This is a genomic window from Citrobacter sp. wls619 (assembly GCF_005281345.1).
Taxonomy (GTDB): Bacteria; Pseudomonadota; Gammaproteobacteria; order Enterobacterales; family Enterobacteriaceae; genus Citrobacter.
Genome location: NZ_SZXJ01000005.1, coordinates 319 through 12,623, shown reverse-complemented (window position 1 = coordinate 12,623; position 12,305 = coordinate 319). Strand labels below are relative to the sequence as shown.

Annotated in this window: 8 protein-coding genes and 1 pseudogene; 3 read left to right on the top strand and 6 right to left on the bottom strand. The window is 50.1% G+C overall.

Annotation, left to right across the window (positions count from 1 at the left end):
- Positions 1 to 135 precede the first annotated feature (135 nt).
- From FDX19_RS00240 to FDX19_RS00230, 3 genes and pseudogenes are all read right to left on the bottom strand, one after another.
- A pseudogene (locus tag FDX19_RS00240) lies at positions 136 to 928 on the bottom strand (HlyD family efflux transporter periplasmic adaptor subunit); the annotation flags it as partial.
- Positions 929 to 947: 19 nt separating this feature from the next.
- Positions 948 to 1,223 carry a YtcA family lipoprotein gene (locus FDX19_RS00235; protein WP_137381155.1) on the bottom strand — a complete coding sequence of 92 codons (276 nt, stop codon included), beginning with the start codon at positions 1,221 to 1,223 and terminating at the stop codon, positions 948 to 950.
- A 192-nt stretch (positions 1,224 to 1,415) separates the two neighbouring features.
- Positions 1,416 to 3,401 carry an alkyl/aryl-sulfatase gene (locus FDX19_RS00230; RefSeq protein ID WP_137381154.1) on the bottom strand — a complete coding sequence of 662 codons (1,986 nt, stop codon included), beginning with the start codon at positions 3,399 to 3,401 and terminating at the stop codon, positions 1,416 to 1,418.
- Between the two features lie 294 nt (positions 3,402 to 3,695).
- Between FDX19_RS00230 and FDX19_RS00225 the strand changes: the two genes are divergently transcribed.
- Positions 3,696 to 4,427: a response regulator gene (locus FDX19_RS00225; protein WP_137381225.1), complete on the top strand. Its 732-nt coding sequence runs from the start codon at positions 3,696 to 3,698 to the stop codon at positions 4,425 to 4,427.
- Between the two features lie 86 nt (positions 4,428 to 4,513).
- Here FDX19_RS00225 and FDX19_RS00220 read toward each other — a convergent pair whose 3' ends face one another.
- Genes FDX19_RS00220 through FDX19_RS00210 form a run of 3 tightly spaced genes read right to left on the bottom strand, consistent with a single transcriptional unit; the run spans position 4,514 to position 7,073 of the window.
- Positions 4,514 to 5,518, bottom strand: a complete 1,005-nt coding sequence (locus FDX19_RS00220; RefSeq protein WP_137381153.1) for a carbohydrate kinase family protein — start codon at positions 5,516 to 5,518, stop codon at positions 4,514 to 4,516.
- The gene (locus FDX19_RS00215) at positions 5,515 to 6,375 is read right to left on the bottom strand and encodes a ketose 1,6-bisphosphate aldolase (RefSeq protein WP_137381152.1); all 861 of its coding nucleotides are present in this window, start codon (positions 6,373 to 6,375) and stop codon (positions 5,515 to 5,517) included. Before FDX19_RS00215 ends, FDX19_RS00220 begins: the two co-directional genes overlap by 4 nt.
- Before the next feature lie 14 nt (positions 6,376 to 6,389).
- Positions 6,390 to 7,073: a D-lyxose/D-mannose family sugar isomerase gene (locus FDX19_RS00210; RefSeq protein WP_137381151.1), complete on the bottom strand. Its 684-nt coding sequence runs from the start codon at positions 7,071 to 7,073 to the stop codon at positions 6,390 to 6,392.
- A gap of 548 nt (positions 7,074 to 7,621) precedes the next feature.
- On the opposite strand from FDX19_RS00210, the gene FDX19_RS00205 reads away from it, so the two are divergent.
- Together FDX19_RS00205 and FDX19_RS00200 are read left to right on the top strand one after the other, a co-directional pair.
- Positions 7,622 to 10,162 carry a type VI secretion system Vgr family protein gene (locus tag FDX19_RS00205; protein WP_137381150.1) on the top strand — a complete coding sequence of 847 codons (2,541 nt, stop codon included), beginning with the start codon at positions 7,622 to 7,624 and terminating at the stop codon, positions 10,160 to 10,162.
- Positions 10,155 to 12,251 carry a DUF3274 domain-containing protein gene (locus FDX19_RS00200; protein WP_137381149.1) on the top strand — a complete coding sequence of 699 codons (2,097 nt, stop codon included), beginning with the start codon at positions 10,155 to 10,157 and terminating at the stop codon, positions 12,249 to 12,251. Before FDX19_RS00205 ends, FDX19_RS00200 begins: the two co-directional genes overlap by 8 nt.
- The last annotated feature ends 54 nt before the right edge of the window (positions 12,252 to 12,305 follow it).

Here is a 12,305-nt window from a genome sequence, read left to right as displayed (position 1 = left end):
GCGCGATAGTCTGATGGCGCTGCGCTTATCAGGCCTTGTCGGACGTGGCCTGATAGCCGCGCCAAGGGATTTAATCAGCTGTAGACTTTGAATCACGCGCTGACTGTCCAGCATCAATAACGACATCTGCTCGGCGAGCACCATGCCACCATCATCTGGCAGCACGCCGTAGCCGATGGAATCCACTTTGCAGCTAAACGTTTTGCTGCTGTCGCCCATCAATCGCAGGGAGGCTGGCGTACCGGTCTGGATATTCTTTAATTCGGTTTCGCGGAAATTGGCAGTCACATACCAGTGGCGAGTATCAATCAGAGTAAAGATGGGGTTCATTGCGGAAGCGAATTGACCGATAGCGGTTTTTAACGAGACCACACGACCATCAAAGGGTGCGCGTACCGTGGCCATTTCCAGATGTAACTGGGTGAGTGCGATATCCGCCTGGACCGCCACGCGTTGGTCGACCAGAGCATCCACGCCGCTGACCGCAGCGGCGTGGATGCTGTGCCTGTAACAACACAGCGTTGAGATCGGCTTCGCTGGCACGCTGCGCGGTGCGGGCGCGGTCAGCGTCTTCCGCTGAAACAAAGTCTTGGGACAGCAGCGGCTCGGTACGCTTCAGGGTATTGCTGGCCTGGTTTGCCGCCGCACGAGCTTTAGCAACCGTGGCTTCTACGGAACCGGCGGCAAGTTTCTGTGCGTCGACAGTACGTTGGGTCAACATAATCTGTTGATCGAGTGCGCTCAGCGCCACTATACGCCCGCTTACTTCCGGGACAACATCAATGGTGTCAGCTGCGGCGTAGGCGTCGCTGGCGGACGGGGAGTTATCCATACGCCAGATGACAAATATCATCACCACAAGTGTAAGAATAACCAGAGCCAGGGTAGGCACTTTGTTACGAGGAACTTTTTTCTGCGAGCTTTCCATGGGCGCATCTCAATGTGAGTTAAAAAAATACCAGCCAGAACAGCATGGAGTAGAGTGCAAAGAGGGTGGTATAAATAATCCCTGCGAATGACAGAACGTTATATTTATGCAGCATGACCCGTCGGGTGATGAGCGTAAGAATAACGCCAGCGATCATGCAAAAAAACCAGTCAGGGTAATAAGCTCCAATAACAGGAATAGCCGGGGGCAGTGAGCATCCTGTAAGTAATGCGGCAAGCGAAAGCCAACCACTTTTTTTTATTTGCATCACAATCCGGGATTTAACTATTTGCATATTAAAATACATCCTGTGTATTACGAACAATATTCGGGGTGAATATAAAAATACCAGTATGGCTATTTTTATCGAGGAGAAAAATAGCTTTATTGCGCAACCGTATTCATAACTTATTCGATAGTTTTATTGCATTTCATTTCTTGGGTGAATAAAAAGTTCAGGGGGTAATTCCCCTGAACGTCGGTCATATTAATTGGGGGTGACAATATTTACCCACAGGTCAAATTGATCCAGACATGCGATAATTTCATCCAGCTTCGCCGCATTCCCGATGACTTTGACTTTTTTCGCTTTCACCAGGTCTGCCATCTTTGTTTCGCCAGTCAGCACGCGATGCAGATCGGCACGGCTCATATAGAACGAGGTATCCGCTTTTGGCAAAAGTGTCTTACGGTAATTAAGCACGCTGTCATTGAGTGTCAGGTTCAGGTTATCACCTTCTGCCAGATTAAAGTTCAGGCTGATATCTTTACCTGCTGCTTTGTCGCTATCCAGGCGGACCGCCATATAGTCAAACAGCATTTCTACCGTCATGCCTTTAATGGTGTCACTGGAGTTTGAGGTGCCGTGGCTAAACTTATGTACTCCTTCACGCAGTTCTTTCGCACCGGTCAGGTAGAACCCGCGCCAGGTTGCGGACTCTGCCTGATAGCCCAACTGTTCAAAGGTATCCGCCTGTAGGTTTCTCGCGATCTGGTCGCCTGGATTAGCCGCGATTACCTGTTTGAGAAGCTCGGCGGCCCAGCGGTAATCCCCTTGTTTGTAGGCATCGCGTGCCAGCCCAATTGCATGTGTGGTGCCACCCAGCGCTTTCACGTAGCGTTTGCCCATTTCGACTTGTCCATAAGGATGGAGGTTCGCTGGGTTGCCGTCATAGTAGCCAAGATAGTAGTTATAAACGGCGCGGGCGTTGTGACTGACCGAGCCATAGTAACCGCGGCTGGCCCAGTTATTCGCCAGCGCAGGTGGGAGTTTTATCATGTCTCCCACTTCATTCAGCGTGTAACCCTGGTTGGCTAAATGTAGCGTTTGGTCGTGAATATACTTAATGGTGTCACGGTATTTATTAATATAATTATTAATATGATCATTACCCCATACCGGCCAGGTGTGCGGCATAAACAGGACTTCAGCCTGGCTTCCCCACGCATCAAGTGTTTCATTCAGATAGGATGACCACTTGCTAACATCACGGGTCTTCGCTCCGCGCAGAGTATAGAAGTTGTGCAGCGTATGAGTCGCATTCTCTGCAGTGCAGAGCGCTTTCAGTTTCGGAATATAGAAGTGCATTTCTGCTGGTGCTTCGCTGCCTGGCGCCATCAGAAAGTCGAATTCCAACCCATCAATCGTGCGTTTTTCTCCTGTTTTGGTGATTGAGGTTGTCGGAGCGATAATGGTTGGATTACCTGGGGCAATCGTAACGCCCAAACCGTTGCCAACGTTACCTTGCGCATTGTGCGGCAGCAGCAGACCATAAGAATACAGCACCCGACGGTTCATAATATTGCCGGCCAGCACATTTTCGCTGATAGCCTCTTCCATAAACCCGGCTGGCGCGATGATTTGCACTTTGCCTGCTTTGACATCCTCTTCGCTGACGATGCCTTTGACACCACCAAAGTGATCGGTATGACTATGGGTATAGATGACAGCAACGATAGGTTTTTGCGGACGATGTTGGAAATAGAGATCTAAACTGGGTTTTGCTGACTCAGGGCTGACCAACGGATCCACGACGATGATGCCGGTATCACCTTCAATAAAGGTGATGTTTGAGATATCCTGGCTGCGTACCTGATACATCCGGTCGGTGACTTTAAACAGCCCGGAAATACCATTGAGTTGTGACTGACGCCAGAAGCTTGGGTTGACGGTATCGGGAGCGGGGGCATTGATGTCGAATTTATAATCTTCGGCACGGTAAAACACTTTACCATCTGCATTTTTGAGTTCGCCATGGCTCAGTAGCGGCGCAATGAATCCGCGTTGTGCGTCAGCAAAATCCTGTTTATCACTAAAAGGTAACGATTTTATATATTGCTGATTTATTTGTTTGGTAAATGATGTTGCTTCTTTTGGGGTTTCGGTCGCGAATGCGGTATTCACTATAAAGCTTGTTGCGACTGAAATAGCAATAAGCACCCTGTTTAAACGGAATGACATGGCGTTATTCATATAAATCTCCATTTTATAATTAATACTGTGAATTTATTATCTTGGCTAATTTCGTTGTTTTAATTTCATGCTTATCATAAGGACTAGATATTTATTTTTTGAATATAATTATGTGAGCTGCGTTGTCATTTTTGTTAGGTATTAGTGCTTCATGGTTCGAATGGCGTTGGATTATTTAGTTAGCAAATAATGTGATGGACATTATATTTTCACCAGATAGATCATGAGTGCTCTTTCACTTCGCCTGAAATTACTCACAATTAGAAAGATAAAACGAATGAACGGAGCTACATGATGAAACCCGTTATTCTGGTTGTGGATGATGACGAGGCAATCTGCACACTGCTCCAGGATGTGCTGAGTGAACACGTCTTTGCGGTGACCGCCTGTCACACTGGGCAGGATGCGCTGTGCTGCATTGAGGCTCAGCCGGATATCGCGCTGGTATTGCTGGACATGATGTTGCCCGATATTAATGGCCTGATGGTGCTTCAGCAGGTGCAAAAAATAAGGCCGGGATTACCGGTGGTGATGCTGACAGGGTTAGGTAGCGAATCGGATGTGGTTGTGGGGCTGGAAATGGGAGCTGACGATTATATCGGCAAACCGTTCAATGCGCGGGTACTGGTGGCGCGGGTAAAAGCCGTGCTCAGACGTGTCGGTGTTTTAACACCCGAAAGCAGCGGCCCACAAACTACGGGGTTATCCTTTAATGGCTGGCATCTTGACACCGCAGGTTGTCAGTTACGTAATCCTCAGCAATTGAAGGTGGACCTGACGCAGGGTGAATACAGTTTGCTGCTGGCGTTGGCACAGAACGCCCGCCGGGTGCTGAGCCGCGAACAATTACTGGAGTTGACGCGCAGCGACAGCGTTGAGGTGTTTGACCGCACTATTGATGTGTTAATCATGCGGCTGCGGCGAAAGATAGAGGTTAACCCGCATCAGCCGATGTTAATTAAAACCCTGCGCGGGCTGGGTTATGTTTTTGCCGCCGACGTGCAGCATCACGATAAGGCGGCGTGATCGTGCGCAGTTGCCGGATGCGGCGTAAACGCCTTATCCGGCCTACAAAAGCGATAACGACCCCGAGGCCGGATAAGCGTAGCGCATCAGGCATCAGCCATTCCGGCTTTTAATTCCTCCAGCGTTTTTGCGCCGTCGATTGCATTGGCACACAGCAGGCTTGCCCGCGCGCAGGCGTGTGCCAGCCTGATACTGTCCGCCAGCGGCCAGCGCTCGTGGCAGCCATACAAAAATCCGGCGCAAAACGCATCTCCTGCCCCGACGCTGCCGACGATCTCCTCCTGCGCCAGATAGTGTGAGGGTATCCAGGCGCCAGCCTGATCCGGACTTTCACCCCATGCGCCTTCCGGACAGTGGATCACCACCCGCTGGCGTACACCCGCGTCCAGCAGTTCACGGGCGGCGGTGGCGATGTGCGCAGTATGCAACTCGCCGTTGGGCTGGCGGATCTCCAGTCCGCTGAATTCCCCGGCCTCCAGTTCATTGATCACCAGATAGTCGAGATGGCGCAGCGCTGGCATCACCAGCGGCTGGTAGCGCGGATCGCCTTTACGTGAAACCAGATCCAGCGACGTTTCAAAGCCATTTTCACGCATTTGTGCCAATAGTCGTGCGCTTCGCGTACCGAACTCATCGTCCGGCATGTCCAGACTATCGAGCAACAGCAGATACCCCAGATGGAAGATTTTCATCGAGGTGTCCAGTTGCTCAAACGCAGGCAGATCGAGTAGCCGATTGGCACCCGGCGAGTGGAAAAAGGTGCGCTGGCCGCTGGGATCGGTCATCACCTGCGACATCGACGTGGGGGCGGATGTCGTGCGCTGAACATGCTGGCGATTAACGTGATACTGTTCCAGCATCGCCATGATGTAGTCGCCATCGCTGTCCTTGCCAATTAAGCCCACTGCCTGCAGCGGTAGCCCGGTGTGCATTTTTGCCAGCGTTAGTAGCACGTTCAGCGGCGCACCGCCCGTAGCGCGTTCGCTACGGGTGATCTCCGCCAGCCAGCCGCGTTCCGGCCACTGCACAATCTGGTGTACATGGTCGACCAGCATATTGCCTGCGGCGATAACGCCTTTGCGTTCCATCAGACCCGTCCCGCGCTGCCAAAAATGCGCATCTGCTCTGAAACGGTATCGGTAATGGCTTCTTCAATGCCGAGCAGCAGTTCGGCGAATTCGTCATACAGCGGCTGGCGATTCGCCATCCGCGTCTCCACTGCCGACAGCGCCGACTGCGACATGCCGGTATAGAAGTTGATTTTGTGAATGCCAAGCTCGATTGCCCGACGGAAATCGTCGTCGCTGATGCCGGAACCGCCGTGCAGTACCAGCGGGATCGCCGCCTGTTGGCGAATAGCGTCCAGACGCGGGAAGTCGAGCATCGGTTCGCCTTTATATTTGCCGTGGGCATTGCCAATGGCAACGGCCAGCGCGTCAATCCCGGTTCTGTCGACGAAATCACGCGCCATCATCGGATCGGTAAATAGCGACTCGTCGGCATGACCGTACAACGCGCCGCCCTCATCACCGCCCACCGCGCCCAGCTCTGCCTCCACCGATACGCCGACGGCGTGGCACATCTTCACCACTTCGCGGGTTTGACGGATATTTTCTTCATACTCCAGCGTGGAACCATCGAACATCACTGAACTGAAACCTAAGCGTAGCGCCCGAACCACTGACTCAAAGTGCAGGCCGTGGTCGAGGTTCAGCACCACCGGAATGTCATGGCGTGCGGCTTCGAACTTGACCGCTTCGACTAAAGAATCCAGCGAGATATATTTAAAATGCACCTCGGCAATATTGATGATAAACGGCGAACGTTCCTGCTTTGCCGCGGCAAACAGCGCACGCAGGAAGTGTGAGTCCAGAACGTTAAATGCCCCTAAGGCATAGCGGTGCTCGCGGGCATGGGCAAGGCCATCAGCGAGAGATATCAACGGCATAATGCGCTCCTTGGTTAGCGGAACAGGCGATATTCGTTACACAGCACCAGCAGCGCCGGTTCGTCTTCTTCAATGTCGTTATAGCGGGCGATCGGTTGCAAAAAGTGGTTATCGTGGTCGTCGTCATTAACAGAAGAAACCTCGCCGACCAGCACGTCGCCAAAACCTTCTTCCGCCCAGAAGCTGTGATACAGGCCCGGCGGCAGACAGATGCTTTCCCCTGGAGCCAGGCGTAACTGGCTACCTGCGGCATGGGTTTGTCGGCAACCATCAATGACCACATTGACGTCGCTGTCCTCCGTTTGTTCTCTGATACCGGCGTTCCACAGTTCGACAATCAGATTGCCGCCGCCGCGATTGATGATGTCTTCACGCTTGCGCCAGTGAAAATGCATCGGCGTAACCTGGGCATCGCGAACATGCATGATTTTCTCGGCGTAGCATTTCTCATAAGGCATACCTTTCGGCGAGCCGTTACGTAGAGTGAACAGCGTTAACCCTTGCGCGGCGAAATTGTTGCCGCCAAACGCGGTGACATCCCAACCGAGTTTGAGGTCGAACACTTCGCCCCAGGCAGAGGCATCAAGCTTGCGCCATTGCGTGGGCGGGAAACTGGCGAAAGCGGGGAGATGCACGTCGTGCAGGGAAAAAAACTGGCGTGTGTGGCCAAGGATTTCGTTTATTGCGGAGCGTTTCATGGATTCTCCTGTGGCTGAGCAGATGACCTTTATGCGGCTCTCTCTCAAGGAAGAGGGAGAAAACCAAAATCTTTCCTGGGGAACAGATGGGCATAATCCAGTTACCTCTCCCCTCACAGCAGAATAGGGAATAGTTATATTTTATTGTGTTTTTTTATGGGAGGATGTGATTTATTCAATAAAATAATAAATAAACAGAATTTTTCTATAAATGTTATTGTAAATCATTGGCTTAGTGTTTTGTCTTTTTAGTTGCCTCTCAGCTTTTGGAACCATTTGGATTTGTCTGCTGGATTGTTGCCTTACCAGGAAAAAACGAATGCTGCACGATATACACCGTTTTGTAAGAAAACGATGCTATTAAATATAAAATCGCACCAGTTAACCGTTTATTTATATGTCAGGGTTATATTACATGTTTGACTCATGATAATTAACTCACTTCCCAGATTTGTTTTCAGTAAAAAATACCCCTTTTTTATTATTGTTGATATGCTGACTGGACTTTATTTCTTATGTATTACTTTCTTTGGGTAAGGGATGCGATAATGAAAAAAGGTTCAGGATTCTATAATCTGGAAGGTATAGTTTCAGAGGAGAGTATCAATAAGTATTTATTCTCCGTGAGGGGGGAGGGTAGGTTAGAGGGGCTGGATGTTGAAACAATTAAAGGCCATGAAAATTTAAGTAAACCATACAGTTATAAAATCACATTTACATCAAAACTAAAAAATATCTCCCCTGACTCAATTCTAAATATTGAAGGGTCGCTACAAATCAGAGCACCTAACCATAACTGGAATAAATATATTCAGGGTTCTGAGAAGTGGCTATATGAACGGCAAATTGAAGGCATAATTACGTCATTTTCACTTATTAGCACATCAGCGGATGAATCACTGTACGAAATCAGGCTGGAGCATAAGCTGGCATTACTCTCACGACGTAAGCGATCGGCTATTTACCTGAACATAAATGTGCCGAAACTGGTCACGCAGATCCTCAAAGAACATGCTTTTGCCGATTATGAAATTGACTTTGATAATCTTGTTTGTCTCTATCCCAACCGGGAAATGATCGTCCAGTGGGAGGAGTCAGATTTAGCATTTATTAGCCGCATCCTGTCAGAAGTCGGGATCTGGTTCAGGATCGCAAATCATCATGCTGTTCCGCACATTATGGTGCTTATCTTCAGTGATTCACAATGCCAATACATCTTTGATCAAAAGATTATGCACTCATCCCATGCCGGGCTGACATCAAATGATTATTCGATCGATAAGCTGGTATCAAAGCATAACGTTGTTTCCGCAGGCGTTAAAGCAAAGAACTTTGACTACCGGCTTGCCAACTCGCTAATACTTCATGCTGATGCCTATGGGGCGGAACAAACATCGGCGACGTATGGAATGGATTATCGTTATGCGGATATTCACCATCAGCCGGGATCGAAATTTGCTGAGGAACAACCGGGCGAGTCCAGTTGGTTCTATGCCAAACTACATCACGAAATTATTCTTAATAATCAGTCCATTTTAAACGGCGTGACCACCAGCCCGTTAATTGTGCCTGGGATGGTGCTGGAAATCGGCGGCGTCATTCCACATGCCTTCACCTCGGGATTTGTGGTAACGGCAATGCGGGTGACGGGCAGGCGTGATGCAGCCCTTCAATCCCAACTGAGTGGTATTCCTTACCGTGAGCGCGTTTGCTTTCGACCGCGGCCATTACCCCGGCCACGTATCGCCGGTACTGTTCCCGCGATCGTTTCATCACCAATAGACAATGACCAATATGCTCACATCGATGTGCAGGGTCGTTATTGGGTGAAGTTTGATTTTGACCTCGACCAGCACAGGCAAGGTTATGAAAGCATGCCCGTTCGTCTGGCGCGGGTTTATGCCGGTGATACTTATGGTCATCACTTTCCGTTAATCCAGGGCACAGAGGTCGCCATTGCGTTTGAAGGCGGCGATCCGGAAAGACCTTTTATTGCACATGCTCTGCATCATGCTCCAAAGCCGGACCCCGTTACCAGCCGCAACAATACCCGCAACGTCATCCGCACTGCGGGTCTTAATAAGCTGCGGATGGAGGACCGACGCGGGCAGGAACACGTCAAGCTGAGTACCGAGTATGCCAAAACGCAGTTGAACATGGGCCATCTTGTTGATGCTGGCGGTAAACCCCGCGGCGAAGGCGCAGAACTACGCACCGATGACCGCGCGGTCCTGAGGGCTGCAAAGGGGATACTACTCACGACTGAGGCGCAGCCAAAAGCCCAGGGTAAGCAGCTCGATATGAGCGCGGTTGTTCAGCAGCTTCAGGCCGCGCTTACGTTGGCAACGTCGCTTCAGCAGAGCGCGCTGACGGCACAGGCGTTAAATGTCGAAATGGGACCGCAGCAGCAGCTTAACGCCGCGCTTGAACAGCTTACCCGCTCGGGGCTGGTGGCCTACGCCGATCACGGTATGGCCCTGCTTACACCGCAAACGATGGCATTATCAGCAGACAAAGATTTGTCGCTAAACGCCGCCAGCAACGGCAGTTTTAACGTCTTTAAAAAACTCTCAATGGCCGTTGGACAGGGCCTGTCACTTTTCAGCAGAGCTATCGGAATCAAAATCATCGCCGCAAAAGATGATATTTCCGTCCAGGCGCAGCGCGGGGAAATGGGGTTGCTTTCTGATAAGCATTTTCATATTCAGAGTATGAACGGCAACGTAACCATCAGCGCCAGGAAAAATATCCAGCTTTTGTGCGGTGGTGGCGGTATCAGAATAAATGAAGACGGCTCAGTAAAAATATTCTCTCCCGCAAAAGTGCAGTTGAAAGGCACCACTCTTGACTGGAGCGGACCGGTGTCGGCAAAAGATAAAACCCCTGTCTTTCAGGAAGAGCAGTTTCATCGCCGCATTAAATTACATGGCTCTGGCAACCCAGACGATGTTCTGAAAAAGACAAAATTCAGACTGACTAAGGCGTCAGGTGAGACCATTGAAGGCGTCACAGACGATGAAGGAATGACGCCGTTATTGGATATGACTGAAATGGACGAAATGAAAATGGAGATTTTACCAAATGAGTAACAGTCCCTTTAATCCGCGGGTGGTGGCGACAGGTGTACAGGGCGTGCCTAAATCTACGGGCGGAAAAATGGCGGTCTGCGACGTGCCCGTTAAGTATCCCATGCCCTGCATTGTGATCCTTGTGCACGGCGTCAATGATGTGGGCGAGGCCTATCAGAATCAGGAGCAGGGTATTATCGCTGGCCTGAATGAACGTATGGGCCGCACGGATATGTATCCGCATGAATGGCAGCAGTACAAAATGGATATGGGCGATGGCGAGCAGCAGAATGTAAAAATGCCCGGACGCAGCCCGGTAATTCCATTTTATTGGGGGTATAAACCCGTCGATCATGCGACATATATAGAAGACCAGCGGCGTTATCGCGAAGAACGGGCTAAATCAGGAGACGCCGCAAAACTGCCTTACAACGCCTATCAGGAAGATGACCACGCAAAGCTGGAAAAACTGGGCCATATTCCCCAAACCACCTTGAAATATCAGAATGATAATTTCGGTAATGTTCTCGATGATGTGTACGCCAAAGGCGGGGGTACCTTTGCCAATGCGACAACCACTATTCCGGATATGTTAGGCCCGGGCTCCGGCGGCCTGGCGAACGGTGCGGCAGGATTTGCATCACTGTATATGAATGCCGGGGATTTTACGCACCCTATTTATGATAATCCGCACCGTATTTATCAGTTTTTTGCCGCGCAGCGGCTGGCTGATTTAATCCTGATGATTCGAAGAGAACCGGCAACAAAATTCGATCCCATTAATATCATTGCGCACTCCCAGGGAACGATTATTACCATGCTCGCGAATATGCTGGTAAAAGCAACAGGTGCCGATCCCGCCGATTGCGTGATTCTGAATCATTCCCCCTACGCACTGGAAAAAACGGCTGCTGAAGGTATGACGCCTGGACATCACCAGACGGATCGCGCCCGGCAGCAGACGTTCCGCAATTTCTGCCAGTTGATGGCGACCAACGCCAGATACGGTAAGGGGCAATATCACACGCAGGCCGAGATTGATGAATTAGAAGGCGCGCTGTGTCTGAGTAAAACACATGCACAGTGGCGGCAGAATAAACTCTATACGCGTAATAACTTTGGCAAGGTATATAACTATTTTTGCCCCAATGACAGTGTGGTTTCATTACTTAACGTCCAGGGTTTGGGCTGGCGGGGAGTCCCCCATAACATTGCCAGCGGAATAGACAATCTGCGCCAGCGGGTTTTCTGCGAAAATGGTCCGGAAATAGGCGGCAGCCCGCTGAGCGTGCCTTTTGAAATGCCGACGTTAGAAAAGGACTGCTTTAATCAGGATACGGGCGCGACCAGACAATATACGTTTGCGGATGTGGTTGTTAACGGCGAGCAGCTCCCTGTCACCTTCAGACACCAGTTACAGGGTGCGGGAAGTCAGTATAAATATTCGATAGCGCCAGGTTCACCCGATCAGGACATCTCATTTTCTGCAAAAGCCACGGTTATTGCGCGCACTGAAACCGACACCAGAACGCTGATTGGGGCCGGTTTTGATTCTTTACAGCCGGGCCAGGCGTTAACGCCCGCAGAACTTACGATGTTCGCCAAAAAATATGGCAAGCCTTATACCAAAGGCGTTGTCCTGGGCGGGGGATACAATAAGACCGTTCAGTTGATTTATGAAAAAACGCCGGATGAGCTGCAAAAAGAATGGATGCAATCAGAGCAGATTGGTTACAGCCAGCATTCCTCTATTGTGATGTCAAAAGATGCCCCCGCGAAAGCGATGGCCTTCGATCTGGCGGTGGGAATATGCAGGGCATTTGATCACCGCTGCGGAGAATTCTGGACCGAGCTACTCTTGCGCGGGGACTGGCGTATGAAGCGTAATGGTCTGCCAAGAACTGTAGATTATTATAATACTGGACAGTTGAGCAAAGACCGTACGAAAGATTTCATGAACAGGCCGGATGATATTTTGCCCAAGGGTCAATTTGGTGTGGTTAATGAATATTGTCATTCAACAACGGTTCAACCTGCCAGACATAATGAAATATATAATACCGAGACACCCAATCTGCAATGGGATATGCCCAAACCTCTTAACGTTTAAGGATGAATTATGAAACCAGGAATTACGATAAGAGTATTAATTGGCGCAGTTTCA

Bases quoted from the DNA above. Each gene is read 5' to 3' on its own strand.
- FDX19_RS00235 (WP_137381155.1), bottom strand. From the start codon at position 1,223: ATGCAAATAGTTAAATCCCGGATTGTGATGCAAATAAAAAAAAGTGGT.
- FDX19_RS00230 (WP_137381154.1), bottom strand. From the start codon at position 3,401: ATGAATAACGCCATGTCATTCCGTTTAAACAGGGTGCTTATTGCTATT.
- FDX19_RS00225 (WP_137381225.1), top strand. From the start codon at position 3,696: ATGAAACCCGTTATTCTGGTTGTGGATGATGACGAGGCAATCTGCACA.
- FDX19_RS00215 (WP_137381152.1), bottom strand. From the start codon at position 6,375: ATGCCGTTGATATCTCTCGCTGATGGCCTTGCCCATGCCCGCGAGCAC.
- FDX19_RS00210 (WP_137381151.1), bottom strand. From the start codon at position 7,073: ATGAAACGCTCCGCAATAAACGAAATCCTTGGCCACACACGCCAGTTT.
- FDX19_RS00205 (WP_137381150.1), top strand. From the start codon at position 7,622: ATGAAAAAAGGTTCAGGATTCTATAATCTGGAAGGTATAGTTTCAGAG.
- FDX19_RS00200 (WP_137381149.1), top strand. From the start codon at position 10,155: ATGAGTAACAGTCCCTTTAATCCGCGGGTGGTGGCGACAGGTGTACAG.